This is a genomic window from Pseudomonas sp. SJZ103 (assembly GCF_007828335.1).
Taxonomy (GTDB): domain Bacteria; phylum Pseudomonadota; class Gammaproteobacteria; order Pseudomonadales; family Pseudomonadaceae; genus Aquipseudomonas.
The window spans coordinates 565,121-587,553 of record NZ_VIUN01000001.1 but is presented as its reverse complement, the minus strand read 5'-3'; the positions used below and the strand labels follow the sequence as shown (position 1 = coordinate 587,553).

Annotated in this window: 22 protein-coding genes; 11 read left to right on the top strand and 11 right to left on the bottom strand. The window is 58.7% G+C overall.

Features of this window, described 5'->3' with window-relative positions:
* Positions 1 to 6 precede the first annotated feature (6 nt).
* The 4 genes from FBY10_RS02885 to FBY10_RS02870 all read right to left on the bottom strand — a co-directional run bounded on the left by FBY10_RS02885 (position 7) and on the right by FBY10_RS02870 (position 2,845).
* Positions 7 to 618: a phage baseplate assembly protein V gene (locus FBY10_RS02885; protein ID WP_145335118.1), complete on the bottom strand. Its 612-nt coding sequence runs from the start codon at positions 616 to 618 to the stop codon at positions 7 to 9.
* A 3-nt stretch (positions 619 to 621) separates the two neighbouring features.
* Positions 622 to 1,137, bottom strand: coding sequence for a hypothetical protein (locus tag FBY10_RS02880; RefSeq protein WP_145335120.1), 516 nt, complete (start codon positions 1,135 to 1,137; stop codon positions 622 to 624).
* Between the two features lie 20 nt (positions 1,138 to 1,157).
* Positions 1,158 to 1,502, bottom strand: a complete 345-nt coding sequence (locus FBY10_RS02875) for a phage holin family protein (RefSeq protein ID WP_131697366.1) — start codon at positions 1,500 to 1,502, stop codon at positions 1,158 to 1,160.
* Between the two features lie 599 nt (positions 1,503 to 2,101).
* On the bottom strand, positions 2,102 to 2,845 hold the full coding sequence (locus FBY10_RS02870; RefSeq protein WP_178116720.1) for an XRE family transcriptional regulator: 744 nt from the start codon (positions 2,843 to 2,845) through the stop codon (positions 2,102 to 2,104).
* 176 nt (positions 2,846 to 3,021) lie between these two features.
* On the opposite strand from FBY10_RS02870, the gene FBY10_RS02865 reads away from it, so the two are divergent.
* The 3 genes from FBY10_RS02865 to fdxA all read left to right on the top strand — a co-directional run bounded on the left by FBY10_RS02865 (position 3,022) and on the right by fdxA (position 6,534).
* Positions 3,022 to 3,243: a hypothetical protein gene (locus FBY10_RS02865; RefSeq protein ID WP_145335648.1), complete on the top strand. Its 222-nt coding sequence runs from the start codon at positions 3,022 to 3,024 to the stop codon at positions 3,241 to 3,243.
* A 233-nt stretch (positions 3,244 to 3,476) separates the two neighbouring features.
* Complete coding sequence (gene mutS / locus FBY10_RS02860; protein WP_131697367.1) at positions 3,477 to 6,068, top strand: DNA mismatch repair protein MutS; 2,592 nt, start codon at positions 3,477 to 3,479, stop codon at positions 6,066 to 6,068.
* Positions 6,069 to 6,210: 142 nt separating this feature from the next.
* Positions 6,211 to 6,534 carry a ferredoxin FdxA gene (gene fdxA, locus FBY10_RS02855; protein ID WP_053137462.1) on the top strand — a complete coding sequence of 108 codons (324 nt, stop codon included), beginning with the start codon at positions 6,211 to 6,213 and terminating at the stop codon, positions 6,532 to 6,534.
* Between the two features lie 496 nt (positions 6,535 to 7,030).
* Here the strand turns inward: fdxA and apbC are convergent, their stop codons facing one another.
* Positions 7,031 to 8,125 (bottom strand): iron-sulfur cluster carrier protein ApbC, encoded by a 1,095-nt coding sequence (apbC, locus tag FBY10_RS02850; RefSeq protein WP_131697368.1) that lies wholly within the window; start codon positions 8,123 to 8,125, stop codon positions 7,031 to 7,033.
* Positions 8,126 to 8,297: 172 nt separating this feature from the next.
* Here apbC and metG point away from each other — a divergent pair, with 172 nt between their 5' ends.
* The 4 genes from metG (at position 8,298) to FBY10_RS02830 (ending at position 12,493) form a co-directional block, all read left to right on the top strand.
* Entirely contained in the window at positions 8,298 to 10,349 is a 2,052-nt protein-coding gene (metG, locus tag FBY10_RS02845) for a methionine--tRNA ligase (RefSeq protein WP_145335122.1), read from the top strand.
* A gap of 114 nt (positions 10,350 to 10,463) precedes the next feature.
* Positions 10,464 to 11,426, top strand: coding sequence for an electron transport complex subunit RsxB (gene rsxB, locus FBY10_RS02840; protein ID WP_145335124.1), 963 nt, complete (start codon positions 10,464 to 10,466; stop codon positions 11,424 to 11,426).
* Between the two features lie 138 nt (positions 11,427 to 11,564).
* Entirely contained in the window at positions 11,565 to 12,203 is a 639-nt protein-coding gene (gene nth, locus FBY10_RS02835; RefSeq protein ID WP_145335126.1) for an endonuclease III, read from the top strand.
* 107 nt (positions 12,204 to 12,310) lie between these two features.
* A complete protein-coding gene (locus tag FBY10_RS02830) occupies positions 12,311 to 12,493 on the top strand; it encodes a PA3496 family putative envelope integrity protein (RefSeq protein WP_090408779.1) in 183 nt (60 codons plus the stop codon).
* Positions 12,494 to 12,577: 84 nt separating this feature from the next.
* Here the strand turns inward: FBY10_RS02830 and FBY10_RS02825 are convergent, their stop codons facing one another.
* The 3 genes from FBY10_RS02825 to FBY10_RS02815 all read right to left on the bottom strand — a co-directional run bounded on the left by FBY10_RS02825 (position 12,578) and on the right by FBY10_RS02815 (position 16,058).
* Positions 12,578 to 13,210 (bottom strand): response regulator transcription factor, encoded by a 633-nt coding sequence (locus tag FBY10_RS02825; RefSeq protein WP_027604587.1) that lies wholly within the window; start codon positions 13,208 to 13,210, stop codon positions 12,578 to 12,580.
* Between the two features lie 592 nt (positions 13,211 to 13,802).
* A complete protein-coding gene (locus FBY10_RS02820; protein WP_012722490.1) occupies positions 13,803 to 15,020 on the bottom strand; it encodes an argininosuccinate synthase in 1,218 nt (405 codons plus the stop codon).
* Positions 15,021 to 15,149: 129 nt separating this feature from the next.
* Entirely contained in the window at positions 15,150 to 16,058 is a 909-nt protein-coding gene (locus tag FBY10_RS02815) for an OmpA family protein (RefSeq protein WP_145335128.1), read from the bottom strand.
* A gap of 156 nt (positions 16,059 to 16,214) precedes the next feature.
* On the opposite strand from FBY10_RS02815, the gene pyrC reads away from it, so the two are divergent.
* Positions 16,215 to 17,261, top strand: coding sequence for a dihydroorotase (gene pyrC / locus FBY10_RS02810; RefSeq protein ID WP_145335130.1), 1,047 nt, complete (start codon positions 16,215 to 16,217; stop codon positions 17,259 to 17,261).
* Positions 17,258 to 17,929, top strand: a complete 672-nt coding sequence (gene rnt, locus FBY10_RS02805) for a ribonuclease T (RefSeq protein WP_078740972.1) — start codon at positions 17,258 to 17,260, stop codon at positions 17,927 to 17,929. The genes pyrC and rnt overlap by 4 nt, the downstream gene beginning before the upstream one ends.
* Before the next feature lie 65 nt (positions 17,930 to 17,994).
* Here the strand turns inward: rnt and FBY10_RS02800 are convergent, their stop codons facing one another.
* Positions 17,995 to 18,597 carry a peroxiredoxin gene (locus FBY10_RS02800; RefSeq protein WP_003172097.1) on the bottom strand — a complete coding sequence of 201 codons (603 nt, stop codon included), beginning with the start codon at positions 18,595 to 18,597 and terminating at the stop codon, positions 17,995 to 17,997.
* 244 nt (positions 18,598 to 18,841) lie between these two features.
* Here FBY10_RS02800 and FBY10_RS02795 point away from each other — a divergent pair, with 244 nt between their 5' ends.
* Both FBY10_RS02795 and bfr read left to right on the top strand, forming a co-directional pair.
* Positions 18,842 to 19,060, top strand: coding sequence for a bacterioferritin-associated ferredoxin (locus tag FBY10_RS02795; RefSeq protein WP_078740971.1), 219 nt, complete (start codon positions 18,842 to 18,844; stop codon positions 19,058 to 19,060).
* Between the two features lie 200 nt (positions 19,061 to 19,260).
* Complete coding sequence (gene bfr, locus FBY10_RS02790) at positions 19,261 to 19,731, top strand: bacterioferritin (protein WP_012722487.1); 471 nt, start codon at positions 19,261 to 19,263, stop codon at positions 19,729 to 19,731.
* 69 nt (positions 19,732 to 19,800) lie between these two features.
* Here the strand turns inward: bfr and grxD are convergent, their stop codons facing one another.
* Together grxD and FBY10_RS02780 are read right to left on the bottom strand one after the other, a co-directional pair.
* Positions 19,801 to 20,139, bottom strand: a complete 339-nt coding sequence (gene grxD, locus FBY10_RS02785) for a Grx4 family monothiol glutaredoxin (RefSeq protein WP_027604591.1) — start codon at positions 20,137 to 20,139, stop codon at positions 19,801 to 19,803.
* Between the two features lie 86 nt (positions 20,140 to 20,225).
* Positions 20,226 to 22,334: a molybdopterin oxidoreductase family protein gene (locus tag FBY10_RS02780; protein ID WP_131697373.1), complete on the bottom strand. Its 2,109-nt coding sequence runs from the start codon at positions 22,332 to 22,334 to the stop codon at positions 20,226 to 20,228.
* Between the last annotated feature and the right edge of the window lie 99 nt (positions 22,335 to 22,433).

The window sequence follows — 22,433 nt, the reverse complement described above, 5'->3', positions numbered from 1 at the left end:
AACTCCTTATGCGCGGCTGATCACGCGCCCCTGGTGATCCACCACCGGGCCGCTCAAATGCACGCCGGCGGCATCCAGCGAGAGGCCGGTGGCGCCGAGTTGCAGGGTGATGCTCTGGGCACTCATGGTCAGGCTGGCAGCGCCGACCTTGATGTCGACCTGTTCGCGAGAACCGCTGAACGTGGTTGGGCCGTTGATCCAGTTGAAAGTGTGGCTGGCGTCGTCGTAGTCGCTTTGGGTGCCATCCTGATGGCGCCGTCGGGTCAGCGAGGCCACGCTGGACACGGGTGGAAACAGACTACTGTTCAGCCCGAACAACGCCACAGACTGCGCGCCCCCTTCCCCACCACCGTAGTTGAGCAGCAGGCATTGTTCGCCCACCGATGGAATTCGGGTTTCGGTCTGCGCACCCGCACTGGGGTTGAAGAATCGAATCGCCGGGGTAAGCAACTCACCATGGCTGACCTTGCAGGTATTGCTGGCAGCGTCGACCTCCTGGCACACGCCAATGCGGCAGAAACTTTCCGCGCGTCGATACAAGTCTTCGAGCTGGGCTTCCATTTCCGCCAGGCGCTCGACAATCGGCCCCAGTTGCATGCGTAACAATGCGTCGAACATGGACTACTCCTGCAGGGGCCGATATTGATCCGGATCGTCGATGTCCGAGACTTCCCAGGTGCGGGCAAACAGCGGCGTACCTGTGGGATCTTGGAGCAACGACGGGCCGAGATAGAGGGTTTGGGTGAAGGAAACGGTCCAGGTGTCGTAGTCCGTTTCAGCGCTGTAAAATCCGGAAGGCGCCGCAACGATGGACGTGGGTAAATCGCACTGATCCGGCGGCAGGCCCCAGCGGTTATCCAGGGCCAGGTCCATCAATTGGCTGGCCAGGTCGCACGCGTCAAAGGGTGCCGCGCCGCTGGCGACCGTAGCCTTGAGTGAAACCGACAAAACATGCGCCTTGCGCCCTTCAGGTGAACGAACCCCGGGACCGTTACGCTCCATGCTGATCAGCACGCCGGTGTGATCCCCGGCGCCGGCAAAGTCCTGGTGGTTGCCTACCTGTAATTGTGGGAAGGCACGCTTCAGCGCGTCCTCAATCGCTACAGGCAGTTGGGATGGTTTTTCGATATGTGTCATCAGTTGCGTCCTTGCAGCAGTTACTGCTGATCCGGTCGGGACGTCGGCGCTTCGTTGACCCCGATGCGCTTGGCCGCCCAGCGTTCATAAAGGCCGATGGCGACATCTGCGCCGGCCATGGCCGTCAGGCAACCAATGGCGCCGGCGGTCCAGATTGACATGCCGGCGGCGTAGCACAGCATCAATGCCGAAACCCCGCAGACCATGCACGCCCCGGACCGCAGGGCCAGGCGCCGGACCAGCGACCAACCGCGGGCGCCCTCCTTGTCGGCGCGCCACATTTCGCCGGATACGCCGCCGATCAGGGCCAGTGCGATCACCAGCCAGATAGGCATTTCCGCTAACGCTTGCTGCTCGTTTGTCATGTCACGCCTCCTGGCTGAGCAATGCCGGCGAAGGGCCGGCTTTCGGGTAAATCCATTTATAGGTAGGCATTCCAAAAAGCCCGGTTGCCCGGGCTTTTCAGTAATGCGGTCCAGCTTCGATCTTTCGGCGCTACTGGCGCGGTACGGATCTTTCCTCAATGTTTTTCCGACCACGATCCCTGTCTGCCGGATAACTGCTTCTGGTGCTTTACGCTGCACACCCGGGTCAGTTGCCAACCCTCTGAACCGTTAAGGCCGGTTCATCGCTGCCTGTTCTTGCAAAGCTGTGAAACTAAAGAGCGTCGGCATCCTTGCCGGTGTTGCCTGACATCCCTGCCATCGCTCTGATGGCGTCCTTGCCGATGTTGCGTGCCTTCCTTGTCTTCCTTGGCAGCATCCTTGCCGCCTCCACCAGGCCTTGTTGGCTGGCTTGAGATGAAGAGTATGCATGTATGCATATACAGTCAATGCACAAATGCATTTATTTTCGACATACTCATGCATGGATGCATTTCCGACCTTACGGGTAAAGGGTTTGACGATTTTCTATAGACGAAAAAAAGCCCGCTCGATGGCGGGCTTTCTCTTACACAAGAAGGTTAACGGGCGTACATCCCCCACCAGAACACATGGCCAAGGATGCTGATCTGCTCATCCTGAATATCCTGGAAGCTGTAGTCCTCATCCGGGTGTTCATCGCGATTGAAACTACGCAGGCGAATCCCGGAAGGCAGGCGATAGAGCTGTTTCACCCGCAACTGGCCGTTGTGATTGATGGCATACAAGTCGCCATCGACGATGTCGCCGATGCCACTTTTGCCAGCATTCACGCCGACCGTCGCGCCGTCGCGCAGTACCGGCAACATACTGTTGCCGCGCACCGTCACACACTTGGCCTGGTCGAACTGCACACCGTTATGCCGCAGGCTGCGCTTTCCAAAACGCAGGCTGGCCTTCTCGCTTTCCTCGATGACGAATCTTCCTGATCCAGCAGCCAATTCAACCTCGCGCAGAAAGGGGATCGACACCTCGTCATCATTAACTGGGGTGTCGTCGTCCCACAGGCTTATATCCTTGAGTTCCGAATGCATCGGGTCGCGCCCGTCATCGCGCAAAGCCCCCACTGCTGCGCGCCCGCGCAGTTGGTCGGTGCTGACGCGGAAGTACTCGGCGATGCGCGAGATGTGTTTATCCGACGGATCAACGATCTTGCCGCTGAGGATCCGGGACAACGTGGATTGAGGCACGCCAGTACGCCGGTGAAGCTCCGTAGGGGAGATCCGGTCGCGGTCCAGCAGCTCTCTCAAGACGATAGAAACGTTGCGTTTTTGCATAGCGGGGATAGTGAAGGGAGTTTTCGAGGTTGGCAAATGCTAATTTGCATAATCCATGCATTAATAATGCATTTGCCATGCCTGCGTCGCCTTCAACCTTGCGTGCTAACCTTGCCGCCATCACAAAACATGCCGGGCCAAGCGCCCCCTTTAGCCCATTTGAAGCGGTATGCGGAAAACCAAGAATGACCCAATGGCGAAATCAGAGCTTCTGGGGCAAGGCATGGATCTATGCTCTGCTGGCACTCTTCATGATAATTTCCGATGGCTCAGATCTTAGCTCGCTGGGCGACGGGGGCTCATCCAATCGCAAGCGCGTCTTCAGCCCGGGATTTATTGTGCTATGCGTTTTCGTCGCAGTGATTGAATTGACAGCGCTGAACCATTTTTATGGGGCAAACGCATGAGTCAGGCGCTGTAGTACAACGTTAAAGCCGCCCCAATCAAGTAAGGCTGCTCGGCCCCTGCAACGAAGCCTTGCGCATTTAAATTAATGCACCACCCCCTTTGCGTTTTACCTATCCGCTTGCGACCTGCGAAGGGCCGACCTCGCGTGTTAACCTTGCGGCCATTGCAAAATCAGCAGGGCCGAGCGCCCCACCTTTGCCCCACTCCTTTCAACGAATTTGCCTATTATCCAATGAGTAAAAACACGTCCGATCTGTCCTCTCACACCCCGATGATGCAGCAGTACTGGCGCCTGAAAAACCAGCACCCTGATCAGTTGATGTTCTATCGCATGGGCGACTTCTACGAGATCTTCTATGAAGACGCGAAGAAGGCGGCCAAGTTGCTGGACATCACCCTGACCGCGCGCGGGCAGTCGGCGGGGCAGTCGATTCCGATGTGCGGGATTCCCTACCATTCGTTGGAAGGCTACCTGGTCAAGCTGGTGAAGCTAGGCGAGTCGGTGGTGATCTGTGAGCAGATCGGCGATCCGGCCACCAGCAAGGGCCCAGTGGAACGCCAGGTGGTGCGCATTATTACGCCGGGGACGGTGAGTGATGAGGCGCTGCTGGATGAGCGTCGCGATAACCTGATCGCCGCGGTGTTGGGCGATGAGCGCTTGTTCGGGCTTTCGGTACTCGATATCACCAGCGGTAATTTCAGCGTGCTGGAGATCAAGGGTTGGGAGAACCTGCTGGCAGAGCTGGAGCGCATCAACCCGGTGGAGTTGTTGATCCCGGATGATTGGCCGAAGGATCTGCCAGCGGAAAAACGTCGTGGGACCAAGCGTCGTGCGCCGTGGGATTTCGAGCGTGATTCGGCGCTGAAAAGCCTGTGCCAGCAGTTCTCGGTACAAGACCTGAAGGGCTTCGGCTGCGAAACCCTGACCCTGGCCATCGGCGCTGCCGGCTGCCTGCTCAGCTACGCCAAGGAAACCCAACGCACCGCCCTGCCGCATTTGCGCAGCCTGCGCCATGAGCGCCTGGACGACACCGTGGTGCTCGATGGCGCGAGCCGTCGCAACCTGGAACTGGACACTAACCTGGCCGGCGGGCGCGATAATACGTTGCAATCGGTGGTCGACCGTTGCCAGACGGCCATGGGCAGCCGCTTGCTGACTCGCTGGCTGAACCGTCCACTGCGGGATTTGACGGTACTGCAAGCGCGTCAGACATCTATTACCTGCCTGCTGGACGGCTATCGCTTTGAAAAGCTGCAACCGCAGTTGAAGGAGATCGGCGATATCGAGCGCATCCTGGCGCGGATCGGCCTGCGCAATGCGCGGCCCCGCGACCTGGCGCGTCTGCGCGATGCCCTCAGCGCCCTGCCGCAACTGCAAGTGGCAATGACCGAGCTGGATACCCCTCACCTGCAACAGCTCGCTGTAACGGCTGGTACCTACCCGGAACTGGCAGCGCTGTTGGAAAAGGCCATCATCGACAACCCGCCGGCGATCATCCGTGACGGTGGCGTACTCAAGACCGGCTACGACAGCGAACTGGACGAACTGCAGTCCCTGAGCGAAAACGCCGGGCAGTTCCTGATCGACCTGGAAGCCCGCGAAAAAGCCCGCACCGGCCTGGCCAACCTGAAGGTGGGCTACAACCGCGTGCATGGCTATTTTATCGAGCTGCCGAGCAAGCAGGCCGAGTCGGCGCCCATCGACTATCAACGCCGCCAGACACTCAAAGGTGCCGAGCGTTTCATCACGCCCGAACTGAAAGAGTTCGAAGACAAGGCGCTGTCGGCCAAGAGCCGTGCCCTGGCCCGGGAAAAGATGCTCTACGAGGCCTTGCTCGAAGACTTGATCAGCCAACTCGCACCGCTGCAGGACACCGCTGCTGCTCTGGCGGAACTGGATGTGCTGAGCAACCTCGCCGAGCGGGCGCTGAACCTCGACCTGAACTGCCCGCGCTTTGTCAGCGAGCCGTGCATGCGCATCGTGCAGGGGCGTCACCCGGTGGTGGAGCAGGTGCTGACCACGCCGTTCGTCGCCAACGACCTGTCGCTGGATGACGATACCCGCATGTTGGTGATCACCGGTCCGAACATGGGCGGTAAATCCACCTACATGCGTCAAACCGCGTTGATCGTACTGCTGGCGCATATCGGCAGTTTTGTACCGGCAGCCAGTTGCGAGCTGTCCCTGGTGGACCGCATCTTCACCCGGATCGGCTCCAGCGATGACCTGGCCGGTGGCCGCTCGACCTTTATGGTGGAAATGAGCGAGACCGCGAATATCCTGCACAACGCCACCGAGCGCAGCCTGGTGCTGATGGACGAAGTGGGACGCGGCACCAGCACCTTCGACGGCCTGTCCCTGGCTTGGGCTGCGGCCGAACGGCTGGCGCACCTGCGTGCCTATACGTTGTTCGCCACCCACTACTTCGAACTGACCGTGCTGCCGGAAAGCGAGCCGTTGGTGGCCAACGTGCATCTCAATGCCACCGAGCACAACGAACGCATCGTGTTCCTGCATCACGTGCTGCCCGGGCCCGCCAGCCAGAGTTACGGCCTGGCCGTGGCGCAATTGGCCGGCGTGCCGAACGACGTGATCACCCGTGCCCGCGAGCACCTCAGCCGCCTGGAAACCACGGCCCTGCCCCATGAAACCGTAGTTGCCAGCCCAGCCAAGACGAGCCGCAAACCCGCTGCGCCGCACCAGAGCGATATGTTCGCCAGCCTGCCCCACCCGGTGCTGGATGAGTTGGCAAAGCTTGACCTGGACGACTTGACGCCGCGAAAAGCGCTAGAAATGTTATATGCACTGAAGACTCGGATATAACGCTGACGCTTACAAGCTGATAGACTCTCGCGCGGTTTGGGATGCTGCTGGCTTTTAGCCTGGCCTGCAGACTATCGCTCCCAAACCTCGCGAGCCCTACCACAAAGGGTTTCGCTGCCGCCGCCTGAGGAGAGAATTAGAAATGACCTTCGTCGTCACCGACAACTGCATCAAGTGCAAGTACACCGACTGCGTAGAAGTGTGTCCGGTGGACTGCTTCTACGAAGGGCCGAATTTCCTGGTTATCCACCCGGACGAGTGCATTGACTGCGCCCTGTGTGAGCCTGAATGCCCGGCCGTCGCTATTTTCTCCGAGGACGAAGTCCCGGCGGATATGCAGGAATTTATTCAGTTGAACGTCGAGCTGGCGGAAATCTGGCCGAATATCACTGAGAAGAAAGAACCGCTTCCAGACGCGGAAGAGTGGGATGGCAAGAAAGGCAAAATCAAAGACCTTGAGCGCTAACGCGCTGCTGCCCTCCCAAAAAGGCCCCTTGCGGGCCTTTTTTGCATTCAGGGGCAGGCGTTCACTTTTCTACAGGCAAAAAAAAGGGGCGGTATGACCCGCCCACATTTTTTCCCTAGTCCCTGTGTTCCTTTTCATCATCCTGATGAATCGCATCCTGCGACGTTCCTTCAACCATCGTTCCTTGATGGCTGTGTCAATCCGTGGACACAGGGCTGATGTTAGAGAGTTCCCAGGGAAGTTCAACGGGATCCAACCCGGGCACCGACAGGCTTCAGCGTACAGACAAATATAAATAATTGTTATATTTCAAACAGATAGAAAAATCTCTCAAGGATTCGAGACGCACCCCCCCAGCAAAAAAACCAAACACTTACGAGAAAGTAAGTGAATGCTTACACGAGCAATTGCGTAAAAGCGCAAGGGAACCCCGTTGACCGATCCCCAGGCAAGAAAAAGCCCCGACAACGTCGAGGCTTCTTGTCCTTCAGCGAGTTCAGTCGTCGCTGACCGTAATCGTCGGCATTGCCGGGGCGGCCGCTTCCTGCAGGACGATCCGCGCGCCCACATGACGAGCCAGCTCCTGGTAGATCAGGGCGATCTGACCATCGGGCTCTGCCGCTACAGTGGGCTTGCCGCCGTCGGCCTGTTCACGAATGCCCATCGCCAATGGCAACGAGGCCAGCAGTTCAACGCCGTACTGGGTCGCCAGCTTCTCGCCACCGCCCTCGCCGAACAGGTGCTCGGCGTGACCGCAGTTGGAGCAGATATGCACCGCCATGTTCTCCACGACACCCAGCACCGGGATGTTGACTTTGCGGAACATCTCCACGCCTTTTCTGGCGTCCAGCAGCGCCAGATCCTGGGGCGTGGTCACGATCACCGAGCCGGCCACCGGGACTTTCTGCGCCAGGGTCAGCTGGATATCGCCGGTGCCTGGCGGCATGTCGATCACCAGGTAATCCAGGTCGCCCCAGGCGGTCTGGGTAACCAATTGCAGCAGGGCGCCGGAGACCATCGGTCCACGCCACACCATAGGCGTGTTGTCATCGGTCAGGAACGCCATGGACATGACTTCCACGCCCATGGATTCGATCGGCACGAACCACTTCTGGTCCTTGACCTTAGGTCGCGTGCCTTCGGCGATGCCGAACATCACGCCTTGGCTTGGGCCGTAGATGTCGGCGTCGAGAATCCCCACGCGCGCGCCTTCACGGGCCAGGGCCAGGGCCAGGTTGGCCGCAGTGGTGGATTTGCCCACGCCGCCCTTGCCGGAAGCGACTGCCACCACGTTCTTGACATTGGCCAGGCCCGGGATCTGCGCCTGGGCCTTGTGCGCGGCAATCACGCACTGGATGTCGACTTTGGCCGAACGCACACCGTCGAGGCCCTCGATGGCGATTTGCAGCATCTGCGCCCAACCGCTCTTGAACAGGCCGGCGGCATAACCCAGTTCCAGTTGAACCGAGACCTGATCGCCCTGGATTTCGATGGCGCGTACACAACCGGCGCTGACCGGGTCCTGGTTCAAATAGGGGTCGGTGTACTGGCGAAGAACGGCTTCCACCGCTGCGCGATTGACGGCGCTCATGGGCTACTCCCGAAAAAAGACTGACTGAAACAGGCGGCTATCCTAACCGTTCCAGCGGCGTTACGGCACGCTTTCGCAGATGCAGAAGATTCTGAAACAGCGCCACGGGGTGAAATAAATTTCCCGGCGCTTTATAGTGGCCGACCTCCGTTTCATCAAGTAGCCGAGCCCCATGTCCGAGCCACGCAAGATCCTCGTCACCAGCGCCCTGCCCTATGCCAATGGTTCCATCCATCTTGGCCATATGCTTGAGTACATCCAGACCGATATGTGGGTGCGCTTCCAGAAGCATCGCGGCAATCAATGCATCTATGTCTGCGCAGACGACGCCCACGGTTCGGCCATCATGCTGCGCGCCGAAAAGGAAGGGATCACCCCGGAACAACTGATCGCCAATGTGCAGGCTGAACACAGCGCCGACTTTGCCGAGTTCCTGGTGGATTTCGACAATTTCCATTCGACCCATTCCGAAGAAAACCGTGAGCTGTCGAGCCAGATCTACCTGCGGTTGAAAGACGCCGGGCACATTGCCACGCGCTCGATCACGCAGTATTTCGACCCGGAAAAGAAAATGTTCCTGGCCGACCGCTTCATCAAGGGCACCTGCCCGAAATGCGGCACTGAAGACCAGTACGGCGACAACTGCGAGAAGTGCGGTGCCACCTATGCCCCCACCGACCTGAAGGATCCTAAGTCGGCGATCTCCGGCGCCACACCGGTGCTCAAGGATTCCCAGCACTTCTTCTTCAAGCTCCCGGATTTCCAGCAGATGCTGCAAACCTGGACCCGCAGCGGCACCCTGCAGGACGCCGTGGCGAACAAGATCGCCGAATGGCTGGACGCAGGCCTGCAGCAGTGGGACATCTCCCGCGATGCGCCGTACTTCGGCTTCGAGATCCCTGGCGAGCCCGGCAAATACTTCTATGTGTGGCTGGACGCGCCGATCGGCTACATGGCCAGCTTCAAGAACCTCTGCGACCGCACGCCGGAGCTGGACTTCGACGCGTTCTGGAGCAAGGACTCCACCGCCGAGCTGTACCACTTCATCGGCAAGGACATCGTCAATTTCCACGCCCTGTTCTGGCCAGCCATGCTCGAAGGTTCGGGCTACCGCAAGCCCACCGGCATCGCCGTACATGGCTACCTGACGGTCAACGGCCAGAAGATGTCCAAGTCCCGTGGCACCTTTATCAAGGCACGCACTTATCTGGATCACCTGTCGCCGGAATATCTGCGCTACTACTACGCCTCCAAGCTGGGCCGTGGTGTGGACGACCTCGACCTGAACCTGGAAGACTTCGTACAAAAGGTCAATTCGGACCTGGTCGGCAAGGTGGTCAACATCGCCAGCCGTTGCGCCGGGTTTATTCACAAGGGCAACGCGGGCCTGCTGGTGGCCGAGAATGCCGCGCCGGAACTGACCGACGCGTTCCTGGCTGCCGCGCCAAGCATCGCGGACGCCTATGAAGCCCGCGACTTCGCCCGCGCCATGCGCGAGATCATGGGCCTGGCTGACCGCGCCAACGCCTGGATTGCCGACAAGGCCCCCTGGTCGCTGAACAAGCAGGAAGGCAAGCAGGCTGAGGTCCAGGCGATCTGCGCCACCGGCGTCAACCTGTTCCGCCAGTTGGTGATCTTCCTCAAGCCGGTGCTGCCGTTGCTGGCCGCCGACGCCGAGGCGTTCCTCAATGTCGCGCCGCTGACCTGGAACGACCACGCCACCTGGCTCAGCAACCATCAGTTGAACGAATTCAAGCCTTTGATGACCCGTATCGACCCAGTCAAGGTCCAGGCCATGACCGACGCATCGAAAGAAGACCTGGCCGCCAGCCAGACCGATACCGGCGAATCGAAACCGACCGGTAACGGCGAGCTGGCCAAAGACCCGATTTCTCCGGAAATCGACTTTGACGCCTTTGCTGCCGTGGACCTGCGTGTGGCGCTGATCATCAAGGCCGAAGCAGTGGAAGGTGCGGACAAGCTGCTGCGCCTCACACTGGATATTGGTGACGAACAACGCAACGTGTTCTCCGGGATCAAGAGCGCTTATCCGGACCCGTCCAAGCTCGATGGTCGCCTGACCATGATGATTGCCAACCTCAAGCCGCGGAAAATGAAGTTCGGCATCTCCGAAGGCATGGTGATGGCGGCAGGCCCTGGCGGCGAAGAGATCTACCTGCTGAGCCCGGACAGTGGCGCCAAGCCGGGTCAACGTATCAAGTAAGCCCTGCAAAACAGCCCTGTCGTTTCTGCGACGGGGCTTTTCAGCTAGTCCCCCTTTCTCGCTTGCCGGATAATCAGACCCTGTTTGTTCAACCGGCACGCCAATGATCACTCCATGAATCTGATTCAACGTATCGACGCGCTGCTGCCGCAGACACAATGCGGCAAGTGCGGGCACCCGGGCTGCAAGCCTTACGCCGAAGGTATCGCGCGCGGCGAGGCGATCAACAAGTGTCCGCCCGGAGGACAGGAGACCATCGCTGGCCTTGCGCTATTGCTGCGTGTGCCGGTTCTGGAACTGGACACCAGCCGCGGGGAAGCGCCGGCCCAGGTCGCCTACATCCGCGAGGCCGAATGCATCGGCTGCACGAAATGCATCCAGGCCTGCCCGGTGGACGCGATTGTCGGCGCCGCCAAGTTGATGCACACCGTTATCATCGATGAGTGCACCGGTTGCGACCTGTGTGTCGCGCCCTGCCCTGTCGACTGCATTGAGATGCGCCCACTGGCCACAGGGCTGCCGATCGTTGGCGGCCTGGCAGCGAACGAAAACGAGCGCCGTGAACGAGGCTTCAAGCGCGACCGTGCCCGGCAACGCTTTGAACAACGCAATGCGCGCCTGCGACGGGAAGAAGAACACAGGATTGCCCAACGTTTGGCGCGGGCCCAGCGCTCAGCGCCAGTGCCCCCCTTGCCACTTGACGCAGTGCGGGCCACCCAGGATGCGGCGGTAAAAAAAGCCAAGATCAATGTGGCCATGAGCCGCGCCCAATTGCACAAATCCTTGAAGGCTTTTGGGCACCCGCCGACCTTTGACCAGCAATCCCAGCTGATCGCCCTGCAACAGCAGTTCGAGGCAGCGGAGCAGGTATTGGCAGCCTTGGACCAGCATCACACACCCGCGACACCGCTGCCTGCCGTCAACAACCCCGACCTCAAGCGCGCCAAAATCCAACTGGCGATGCGCCGAGCCGAGTTGAAGAAAGCCCTGGATCAACAGGCTGATCCGCAACAATTGGCCGACGCGCAACACAAGCTCGATGACGCGCAGCGCCAAGTAGACGCCCATGGTGCATGACTGAATAATCCTGGGGGTTGTTACGGTCCATCGCCGACACCACATTGATATCCGTCGGGTTGATCCCGCTCGCAGGCTCCCAGGCCTGGCCCCATTATTCGAAACTACGCTGACCGCCCGAAAGGAAGCCTGAACCCCATGAACGCCGCAAAACGCCTGGAAATTTTCCGCAGGCTTCACGAAGACAATCCGGAGCCCAAGACCGAACTGGCCTACTCCTCGCCGTTCGAATTATTGATTGCAGTGATCCTGTCGGCCCAATCCACGGACGTCGGCGTCAACAAGGCCACGGCCAAGCTTTACCCCGTGGCAAACACGCCAGAGGCGATTTATGCCTTGGGTGTGGATGGGTTATCGGAGTACATCAAGACCATCGGCCTGTACAACAGTAAGGCCAAGAATGTCATCGAGACCTGCCGCTTGCTGATAGAACGGCATGACAGCGAAGTGCCACAAACCCGCGAAGCGCTGGAGGCCCTGCCGGGGGTGGGCCGCAAAACCGCCAACGTGGTGCTCAACACCGCATTCCGGCAATTGACCATGGCCGTGGACACCCACATTTTTCGGGTCAGTAACCGAACCGGCATAGCCCGTGGCAAGAACGTGGTCGACGTGGAAAAGCAGCTGATGAAGTTCGTGCCCAAGCCATACCTGCTCGACTCTCACCACTGGCTGATCCTGCACGGGCGCTATGTTTGCCAGGCCCGCAAGCCGCGCTGCGGCAGCTGTCGCATCGAAGACCTTTGCGAATATAAGGACAAGACATCCGACGATTGAGGGTCCATTGGTTTTCTCGATCAGCCGATTGAAAAAATCTTTTTTACCCATTCATGGATTATCGTTATAAGGAGCGCCAACGGCAGTCTTACTCCGGAGTTAACGTTATGAGCACTGACAAAGAACAGTTGGACGTAGAAGACGACCTCGTTGAGTCGGAGGACGATGGCGCAGAGGCACCTGTGGCAGAGGTCGCCAAGACCAATCTGAGCAAACGCCGTACTATCGACAACCTTCTGGAAGAACGACGCTTGCAAAAACAACTGGCCGACTACGACTTCGACCTCTAATCAAGCGGTCGACGGCCGGAAGCCTCCCTGACGGAGGCTTTTTTCTGCCGGTTACGCGGCCTGTGTGCAGTGCTGTGCCCTCACCTATACCAAGCCGTTACGCTGAGCCAACTCGATCAGGTCCACGAGAGAGCGGGCATTGAGCTTGAGCAGCAGACGAGTCTTGTAGGTGCTGACGGTCTTGTTGCTGAGAAACATACCGTCGGCAATCTCCTTGTTTGTTCTGCCCCGAGCCAATTGCTGCAACACCATCATCTCCCGGCCCGACAGACGCTCGACCATATCAGCCTCACTGGCATTGCCCATGGTGGAGCGTACCGAGTTGAGTGCCTGGTTTGGAAAATAGCTGTAGCCCGACAAAACCGCCTTGATCGCACTCAGCAACTCGGTCAGGTCCTGTTGCTTGCACACATAGCCAGCAGCGCCCGCCTGCATACAACGCATGGAAAAGTGACCTGGGGCCTGGGAGGTGAGCACCAGGACCTTGAACGGTACAGCCTGTTTGGTAGACGAAAGCCGGCAAATAACTTCCAGGCCATCGAGTTTGGGAATCCCAATATCCAGTATGACAATGTCCGGCATATGCTCCCGCGCAAGTTGCAACGCATCGACACCGTTATTGGTCTCGGCAACGACCTCATAACCATGACGTTCCATTAGCATACGCACAGCAAGACGAATGACGGGATGATCATCCACGATCAGCACTTTATTCATGAGAAAGTCCAATTTCGCTGTTCGAATTATTTAGAGCAAACACAATAGCCTAGTCGTTTCCTAGTTGGCATAGCGTTCCCCCCCGAGCAACAGCAAGCAGAGACCCACCCCACAACGATAAAGGAAATCCCCTACAAAAAAACACCGATTCGGATGTTTCCAGTTTTATGGAGCCTTTCAGAACTTTCCGGGGCATCACATATTTTGAGTGAAATTTCCAGAGTCCCCAGGGGATAAGGTAAACGTGCCGTACGCAACTATCAGGAAATGCCCCTTGCCTGGCGACTGCAGGTGCCGGAGCTGGCAGAGAAAAATCGGTAGTTTCAGTTCCATTTAACATATTTACTTACATCCTTATTTCCTACAGAATTTTTGACTTCTCACGTACTCCTCGCATCTATATGAGTGAATTATCTGTAAGACTGGTTCCTACATAAATGATAAAAAATCATTCACCCGACAAAAAAACCAGCGACCCGATAAGTTGGAGCACTGATTAAACAAGTTTAAACAACGTGGACTTAATCAAAATCTCCAGGCAAAAAAAATGGCCCCTTGAACAAGGGGCCATTTTTTACAACAGGCTAAACACTCAGAACAACGAACGGCCTTTGTTGGCAGCAATGCGCATGCGCAATGCATTCAACTTGATAAAGCCCGCTGCGTCGGCCTGGTTATAGGCGCCGCCATCTTCTTCGAAGGTGGCGATGTTGGCGTCGAACAGCGAGTCATCGGATTTGCGGCCGGTAACGATCACATTGCCCTTGTACAACTTCAGACGCACAACGCCGTTCACGTGGGCCTGGGAAGCGTCGATCATCTGTTGCAGCATCAGACGCTCAGGGCTCCACCAGTAGCCGGTATAGATCAGGCTGGCGTACTTGGGCATCAGCTCGTCTTTGAGGTGAGCCACTTCACGGTCTAGGGTGATGGATTCGATGGCGCGGTGGGCACGCAGCATGATGGTGCCACCGGGGGTTTCGTAGCAGCCACGGGACTTCATGCCCACATAGCGGTTCTCGACGATGTCGAGGCGGCCGATGCCGTGTTCGCCACCGATACGGTTCAGGGTCGCCAATACAGTGGCCGGGGTCATTTCCACGCCGTCCAGCGCGACGATGTCGCCGTTGCGGTAGGTCAGTTCCAGGTACTGCGGCTTGTCTGGAGCGTTCTCCGGGGAGACGGTCCATTTCCACATGTCTTCTTCGTGCTCGGTCCAGGTGTCTTCCAGCACGCCGCCTTCATAGGAGATGTGCAGCAGGTTGGCGTCCATCGAGTACGGGGACTTCTTCTTGCCATGACGCTCGATCGGGATCGCGTGCTTTTCAGCGTAATCCATCAGCTTTTCACGGGACAGCAGGTCCCATTCACGCCAAGGGGCAATCACTTTCACGCCGGGCTTGAGCGCGTAGGCACCCAGTTCGAAACGCACCTGGTCGTTGCCCTTGCCGGTAGCGCCATGGGAAATGGCATCAGCGCCGGTTTCGTTGGCGATTTCGATCAGGCGCTTGGCGATCAGCGGACGTGCGATGGAAGTACCCAGCAGGTACTCGCCTTCGTAGACGGTGTTGGCGCGAAACATCGGGAAGACGAAATCGCGGACGAACTCTTCGCGCAGGTCGTCAATGTAGATCTCTTTCACGCCCATGGCTTGCGCCTTGGCACGTGCAGGTTCGACCTCTTCGCCCTGACCCAGGTCAGCGGTGAAGGTCACCACTTCACAGTTATAAGTATCCTGCAGCCACTTGAGGATCACCGAAGTGTCCAGGCCGCCGGAATACGCGAGAACGACCTTGTTTACGTCGGCCATGCCATCACTCCACGGGGTTTTACGGAAAGGCGTCGATTCTACCGATCAAAACCGTGGATTTACAGGGGCGCGACAGCAAATGAAGATAAAGCGACAGATTATGTCGAGCGAGCGACCGATGGTCGCACGTTACGAAGTGTGCGCAGGGTTGCTCGGGCCAGTGACCTGGGGGGCCGGCTTCTCGGGGGCAGCCACACGTTCGAGCTGAATATTCACACGGCGGTTACGGGCCCGGTTGGCGGCAGTAGTGTTGGGCGCCAAGGGGTAACTTTCGCCATGGAACCGCAGGGTGATCTGGGACTCCGGGATACCGTTGGCCTTGAAGTAGTCCATCACCGCCAGCGCGCGACGGCGGGAAACATCACGGTTGCTCAGGCGATTGCCGCTGTTGTCCGAGTGACCGTTCAACTCGATATGGTTGACGGTCGGGTCCGCCTTCATGAATTCGAGAATCACCGCCAGCTTCTGCTTCGCCGCAGCGTCCAACTCGATGCCGCCACCGGGGAAGCCCACTTCGGTCTGCTTGACCTGATCGTAATTCATCGGCAGCAATTTGGCCGTGCACAGCTGATAGTCGCTGTAGGCCTTGTTGAATTTCACCGGCAGCAGGCGAATCTCTGAATAGCCACCCTCGCGTCCATAGTGCCGCACAGTGGGCGAGCGTCCATCGAGCAACCCGTTGAAAAGACGCCCGGCCTGGGCCTGAGAGCTATTGAAGAGCACATCACCGCTGCCGGCACGTACGGCACCGAGATTGATGTCACCCCGACCGGGCTGCCAGGGGGCAGCGGCGGCCAACAAGGTGGCCGACCCTGCACCCAGCGATCCGTTATAGGCTTTCAGACGAAACGTCGCCTGCTCGCCGGCCCGGCGCACGAACTCACCCGAACCGAAGTCGGTGATCGGCTGGGTCAGGCGGCACTCGAACTTGTCCCCCTCTACCTTCCACTCAATGTTCTCCAGACGTGTCTGGAACGTGAGGGCCATCGCAGGCAGGCTGGCGAACACACTGAGCAAGGCTAGATAATGCTGGCGCACGGGAGGCTCCACTGGTTTCTACAACACTTCAAAGCGTCATACATCGATAAGGCATACGAAAGGCTATCGGATGCATCCCGCAAAACTTGATAGCGAGTGCCTGCAAGAGTCTTTTCCGGTAGCATTCCCACCAGATTGACCCGCCTGGAATCCCCAATGTCCGACCGCCTGACCCTGCTGCGTCCCGACGACTGGCATATTCATCTTCGCGATGGTGCTGCGTTGCCCCAAACCGTGGCCGATGTAGCGCGTACGTTTGGCCGCGCCATCATCATGCCTAACCTGGTACCACCGGTGCGTAACGCCGCCGAAGCCGACGCCTATCGCCAGCGTATCCTCGCTGCACGGCCGGCCGGCAGCCGCTTCGAACCGTTGATGGTGCTCTACCTCACCGACCGTACCCAACCTTCCGAGATCCGTGAGGCCAAGGCCAGCGGCTTCGTGCACGCCGCCAAGCTGTACCCGGCCGGCGCAACCACCAACTCCGACTCCGGCGTGACCAGCATCGACAAGATCCTGCCCGCCATCGAAGCCATGGCCGAAGTCGGCATGCCGCTGCTGATCCACGGTGAAGTCACCCGTGGTGATGTGGACGTGTTCGATCGCGAGAAGATCTTCATCGACGAGCATATGCGCCGTGTGGTCGAGCTGTTCCCGACCCTCAAGGTGGTGTTCGAGCACATCACCACGGCCGATGCCGTGCAGTTCGTCACCGAGGCCTCGGCCAACGTCGGCGCGACCATCACCGCTCATCACCTGCTGTACAACCGCAACCACATGCTGGTGGGCGGGATTCGGCCGCACTTCTATTGCCTGCCGATCCTCAAGCGCAATACCCACCAGGTGGCCTTGCTGGATGCTGCGACCAGCGGTAATCCGAAGTTTTTCCTCGGCACCGACTCTGCGCCCCACGCTCAGCACGCCAAGGAAGCCGCATGCGGTTGTGCCGGTTGCTACACCGCGTTCGCCGCCATCGAGTTGTATGCCGAAGCGTTCGAACAGCGCAACGCCCTGGATAAACTCGAAGGTTTCGCCAGCCTCAATGGCCCGCGTTTCTACGGCCTGCCAGCGAATACCGACCGCATTACCCTGGTCCGTGAAGACTGGACCGCCCCTGCCAGCCTGCCGTTTGGCGAGCTGACCGTTATCCCGCTGCGCGCCGGTGAAACACTGCGCTGGCGCCTGCTGGAGGAAAGCAAGTGAGTGAAGACCATTACGATGACGAACACGAGCACAGTGGTGGCGGCTCCCGCCACCCGATGGCCGAGCGGTTTCGCGGCTATCTGCCGGTTGTCATCGACGTAGAAACCGGTGGTTTCAACTGCGCCACCGACGCCCTGCTGGAAATCGCCGCGACCACCATTGGCATGGACGAACAGGGCTTTGTGTTCCCGGAGCACACCCACTTCTTCCGCGTCGAGCCGTTTGAAGGCGCGAACATCGAAGCAGCGGCCCTGGAATTCACCGGGATCAAGCTCGACCACCCACTGCGCATGGCAGTCAGTGAGGAAGCGGCGCTGACCGATATCTTCCGTGGCGTACGCAAGGCCTTGAAGGCCAATGGCTGCAAGCGCGCGATCCTGGTCGGGCATAACAGCAGCTTCGACCTGGGCTTCCTCAACGCCGCTGTGACGCGGTTGGACATGAAACGTAACCCGTTCCACCCGTTCTCCAGTTTCGACACCGCCACCCTCGCCGGCCTGGCCTATGGCCAGACCGTATTGGCCAAGGCCTGCCAGGCGGCCGGTATCGACTTCGACGGTCGCGAAGCCCACTCGGCCCGCTACGACACCGAGAAGACGGCCGAATTGTTCTGCGGCATCGTCAACCGCTGGAAACAAATGGGCGGCTGGGAAGACTTCGGCGACTGAGGTCAAATCCCACCCATAAAAAAACCGGCCTTCTCAGGCCGGTTTTTTTGTCCCGCGAATCTGGCTTACAGCTTGCCAGCGTTCTCGGTCAGGTAAGCCGCAACGCCTTCTGGCGAAGCGTTCATGCCCTTGTCGCCTTTTTTCCAATTGGCAGGGCAGACTTCGCCGTGCTCTTCGTGGAATTGCAGGGCGTCGACCAGACGGATCAGCTCTTCCATGTTACGGCCCAGTGGCAGGTCGTTGATGATCTGGGAGCGTACAACGCCCTTGTCGTCGATCAGGAACGCGCCACGGAAAGCCACGCCGCCTTCGGACTCAACGTCGTAGGCCTTGGCGATGTCGTGCTTCATGTCGGCAGCCATGGTGTATTTGACTTTGCCGATGCCGCCATCGTTGATGGCAGTATTGCGCCAGGCGTTATGGGTGAAATGGGAGTCGATGGAAACGGCAACCACTTCAACGTTACGCGCCTTGAAATCGTCCATGCGGTGGTCCAGAGCGATCAGCTCCGAAGGGCAGACGAAGGTGAAGTCCAGCGGGTAGAAGAACACCAGGCCGTATTTGCCTTTGATGGCTTCAGACAGTTTGAAGCTGTCAACGATTTCGCCATTGCCGAGCACGGCAGGTACGTCGAAATCCGGGGCTTGTTTGCCGACGAGTACGCTCATTGGGTATCTCCTGATGTAAAGGTGACGATTGAAGTAAAAGGACCGGCCCTGAGTCTGCCGCATTCAAGCGACAGCCCTGTGACGCAGTCACGCTTCGTGAAGACCGACCATCATACACTGAAAAAACCGTTCGTCAGCGTGAGGGCAACGCAGGCAAATACCCTACGAATCTACTTTGACAATCATTCTCGTTAACATTAAGATCCATCGCACTTAAGCCTTAAACCCGCGACGGTTCTCCCTTATGTATGTGTGCCTGTGTACTGGCGTCACCGACGGACAAATCCGCGAAGCGATCTACGAAGGTTGCTGCAGCTACAAGGAAGTACGTGAAACCACCGGCGTTGCCAGCCAGTGTGGTAAATGTGCTTGCCTCGCCAAGCAAGTGGTACGGGAAACCCTGACGCAGCTGCAAACAGCCCAGGCTGCGCTCCCCTACACAGCAGAATTTACACACGCATAATTGGCGTGTTTTAAAGAGCCGGACTTAGTGTCCGGTTTTTTTATGCCTTTAATTCAATTAGTTAGCGCCAAGACGCGGAACACAAACATTCTTATTCCGATTAATTTTCATTTATTATTCAATAACTTAGGTTTGACACTAGGGTTTTCGCCGCTCAAACTCCGCCTTATACACAGCTATTACAGGGCAGGACCCCAGTCATGAAAGGCGACATCTCAGTCATCCAGCAACTCAACAAAATCCTTGCCAATGAACTGGTCGCGATCAATCAGTACTTCCTGCATGCGCGCATGTACGACGATTGGGGCCTGGAAAAGCTGGGCAAGCGCGAATACAAAGAATCCATCAAGGCCATGAAGGACGCCGACGCACTGATCAAGCGCATCCTGTTTCTGGAAGGGCTGCCGAACGTCCAGGACCTGGGCAAGCTGAACATCGGCGAGCACACCCAGGAAATGATCAGCAGCGACCTGGGCTTCGAGCGCAAGAGCCACAGCGACCTCAAGGCCGCCATTGCGCACTGCGAAACCAAAGGCGACTTCGGCAGCCGTGAACTGCTGGAAGACATCCTGGAAGACCAGGAAGAACATATCGACTGGCTTGAAACCCAACTGGGCCTGATCGACAAAGTCAGCCTGGAGAACTACCTGCAATCGCAGATGGGCGAATAACCCCCCCGCTCACAGGTACAAAAAAGCCCCGCTCTCTCACGAGAAGCGGGGCTTTTTATTGCAGGCGAATCAAGCGTCGGTCTTGGCCGCCGCGTTTGCCGCTGCATCTTTGATCAACGCCTGCAACGAACCATCAGCTGCCATTTCAGTGATGATATCGCTACCGCCGACCAGTTCACCGGCTACCCACAGTTGTGGGAACGTAGGCCAGTTGGCGTACTTCGGCAGGTTGGCGCGGATTTCCGGGTTTTGCAGAATATCCACGTAAGCGAACTTCTCGCCACACTGCATCACAGCCTGGGAAGCCTTCGCGGAGAAACCGCACTGAGGAGCGTTAGGTGCGCCCTTCATGTAAAGCAGAATGGTGTTGTTGGCAATCTGCTCTTTGATCGTTTCGATGATATCCATGGAACACCTCGGCTGGAACTTTGCGACTCACAGGTCGGCACGGTGGCGCATTGTAACGCAAAATTCCAACGCGGTGCTCGGGCGCCTTATGCGGCAGCGACTTGGACCGGTACGCCATTCAATGCCGCATTGCCCGATAACTCATCCAATTGCCGCTCGTCGGTCAAGTCATTGGCGCTCGCCCCCGGTAGCTCGCTGGCGATGGTCATCTGCACGCCCGGACGGCCGTGGCCCCAACCATGGGGCAGGCTGACGACGCCGGGCATCATGTCCAGGCTGGCGACCACCTCCACCTCGATCATGCCGATACGTGAACTGACGCGCACCCGCTGCCCATCTGCCAACTGGCGACTGGCCAGGTCGTCGGGATGCATATGCAGCTGGTGCCGAGGCTTACCCTTCACCAGCCGGTGATAGTTATGCATCCAGGAATTATTACTGCGCACATGGCGACGGCCGATCAGCAGCAACTCGCCAGCCACCGGCATCGGCTGCGCCGCAAAGCGCGCCAGATCCGCCAGAATCACTGCCGGTGCTGCCTGCACTTTGCCATCCACGGTTTTCAAGCGCGCGGCAAGATTGGGCTTGAGCGGCCCCAGGTCCATGCCATGAGGATGATCCGCCAGCTTCGCCACCGACAACTTATGGCTCGACGCATCACCATAAGCACCGGCGCGCAACCCGAAGTCGATCATTTGCGCAGGCGGCATGGTTGGCTTGAGCGCCATACCGGTCTGCGCAGCGAATGCCGTGGCCAGGCCGACAAAAATCTCCCAGTCATGCAGCGCCCCCTCAGGCTTGGGCAAGATCGCGCGATTGAAACGTGTGACATTGCGCACGGCGAACATATTGAACGTGGTGTCGTAGTGGTCGTTTTCCAGTGCCGACGTGGAGGGCAGGATCAGATCGGCATAACGCGTGGTCTCGTTGATATAGAGGTCGACGCTGACCATGAACTCCAAGCCGTCCAGCGCCTGCTCCAACTGGCGGCCATTGGGAGTCGACAGCACCGGGTTGCCCGCCACCGTCACCAGAGCACGGATCTGTCCTTCGCCGCCGGTGAGCATTTCTTCTGCCAATGCAGACACTGGCAACTCGCCACCGTACTCCGGGCGCCCGGACACGCGACTCTGCCAGCGATTGAAATGCCCGCCACCGGTAGACGCGACCAAATCCACCGCCGGACTGGTGCATAACGCACCGCCCTCGCGGTCGAGGTTACCGGTGACCAAATTGATCAACTGCACCAGCCAATGACACAGCGTGCCGAACGCCTGGGTCGACACCCCCATACGCCCGTAGCACACCGCTTTATCCGCAGCAGCGAAATCCCGCGCCAACTGGCGGATCTGCCCGGCAGGCACGGCACACTGGCGGCTCATGGCTTCGGCGGTAAAGCCGAGGATCGCACGGCGCACATCCTCAAGGCCTTCTACCGGCAAATGACTGTCGCGCGTCAGGTTCTCGGTAAACAGCGTATTGAGTACCCCGAACAGCAGCGCCGCATCCCCACCAGGCCGCACGAACAGGTGCTGATCAGCGATCGCCGCCGTCTCACTGCGCCGAGGATCGACCACCACTACTTTGCCACCCCGGGCCTGGATGGCCTTGAGGCGCTTCTCCACATCGGGCACGGTCATGATGCTGCCATTGGAGGCCAACGGGTTGCCGCCCAGAATCAGCATGAAGTCGGTGTGGTCGATGTCCGGAATCGGCAGCAACAGGCCGTGGCCGTACATCAGGTGGCTGGTGAGGTGATGGGGCAACTGGTCAACGGAGGTGGCAGAAAACCGGTTGCGCGTCTTGAGCAGGCCCAGGAAGTAGTTACTGTGGGTCATCAGCCCATAGTTGTGCACGCTGGGGTTGCCCTGGTACACCGCCACCGCATTCTGCCCATGCCGCGCCTGGATGCCCGCCAGCCGCTCGGCGACCAGGGCAAACGCCTCATCCCACGGGATGGGCTGCCATTCGCTGCCCACCCGCAACATGGGCTGATGCAGGCGGTCAGGATCATTCTGGATGTCCTGCAACGCCACAGCCTTCGGGCAGATGTGGCCACGGCTGAAGCTGTCCAGCGCGTCGCCCTTGATCGAGGTGATCGCCAGGCTGCCGTCTTCAGCTTGGGTGGTTTCCAGGGTCAGGCCACAAATGGCTTCACACAGATGGCATGCACGGTGGTGGAGAGTCTTGGTCATGGCCAGTCTCTTTATTGGGCTTTGGCCTGACTATGGGCCGTGACCCTGACAGGCACCAGCATCGTTAGTCCTGTGAATCGAGAGCCATCAAGCCAGGCC

What these genes read in the sequence shown, in the direction of transcription:
- FBY10_RS02885 (WP_145335118.1), bottom strand. Translation starts at nt 618, where the DNA reads ATGTTCGACGCATTGTTACGCATGCAACTGGGGCCGATTGTCGAGCGC.
- FBY10_RS02880 (WP_145335120.1), bottom strand. Translation starts at nt 1,137, where the DNA reads ATGACACATATCGAAAAACCATCCCAACTGCCTGTAGCGATTGAGGAC.
- FBY10_RS02875 (WP_131697366.1), bottom strand. Translation starts at nt 1,502, where the DNA reads ATGACAAACGAGCAGCAAGCGTTAGCGGAAATGCCTATCTGGCTGGTG.
- FBY10_RS02865 (WP_145335648.1), top strand. Translation starts at nt 3,022, where the DNA reads ATGACCCAATGGCGAAATCAGAGCTTCTGGGGCAAGGCATGGATCTAT.
- mutS (WP_131697367.1), top strand. Translation starts at nt 3,477, where the DNA reads ATGAGTAAAAACACGTCCGATCTGTCCTCTCACACCCCGATGATGCAG.
- fdxA (WP_053137462.1), top strand. Translation starts at nt 6,211, where the DNA reads ATGACCTTCGTCGTCACCGACAACTGCATCAAGTGCAAGTACACCGAC.
- apbC (WP_131697368.1), bottom strand. Translation starts at nt 8,125, where the DNA reads ATGAGCGCCGTCAATCGCGCAGCGGTGGAAGCCGTTCTTCGCCAGTAC.
- metG (WP_145335122.1), top strand. Translation starts at nt 8,298, where the DNA reads ATGTCCGAGCCACGCAAGATCCTCGTCACCAGCGCCCTGCCCTATGCC.
- rsxB (WP_145335124.1), top strand. Translation starts at nt 10,464, where the DNA reads ATGAATCTGATTCAACGTATCGACGCGCTGCTGCCGCAGACACAATGC.
- nth (WP_145335126.1), top strand. Translation starts at nt 11,565, where the DNA reads ATGAACGCCGCAAAACGCCTGGAAATTTTCCGCAGGCTTCACGAAGAC.
- FBY10_RS02830 (WP_090408779.1), top strand. Translation starts at nt 12,311, where the DNA reads ATGAGCACTGACAAAGAACAGTTGGACGTAGAAGACGACCTCGTTGAG.
- FBY10_RS02825 (WP_027604587.1), bottom strand. Translation starts at nt 13,210, where the DNA reads ATGAATAAAGTGCTGATCGTGGATGATCATCCCGTCATTCGTCTTGCT.
- FBY10_RS02820 (WP_012722490.1), bottom strand. Translation starts at nt 15,020, where the DNA reads ATGGCCGACGTAAACAAGGTCGTTCTCGCGTATTCCGGCGGCCTGGAC.
- pyrC (WP_145335130.1), top strand. Translation starts at nt 16,215, where the DNA reads ATGTCCGACCGCCTGACCCTGCTGCGTCCCGACGACTGGCATATTCAT.
- FBY10_RS02800 (WP_003172097.1), bottom strand. Translation starts at nt 18,597, where the DNA reads ATGAGCGTACTCGTCGGCAAACAAGCCCCGGATTTCGACGTACCTGCC.
- FBY10_RS02795 (WP_078740971.1), top strand. Translation starts at nt 18,842, where the DNA reads ATGTATGTGTGCCTGTGTACTGGCGTCACCGACGGACAAATCCGCGAA.
- bfr (WP_012722487.1), top strand. Translation starts at nt 19,261, where the DNA reads ATGAAAGGCGACATCTCAGTCATCCAGCAACTCAACAAAATCCTTGCC.
- grxD (WP_027604591.1), bottom strand. Translation starts at nt 20,139, where the DNA reads ATGGATATCATCGAAACGATCAAAGAGCAGATTGCCAACAACACCATT.
- FBY10_RS02780 (WP_131697373.1), bottom strand. Translation starts at nt 22,334, where the DNA reads ATGACCAAGACTCTCCACCACCGTGCATGCCATCTGTGTGAAGCCATT.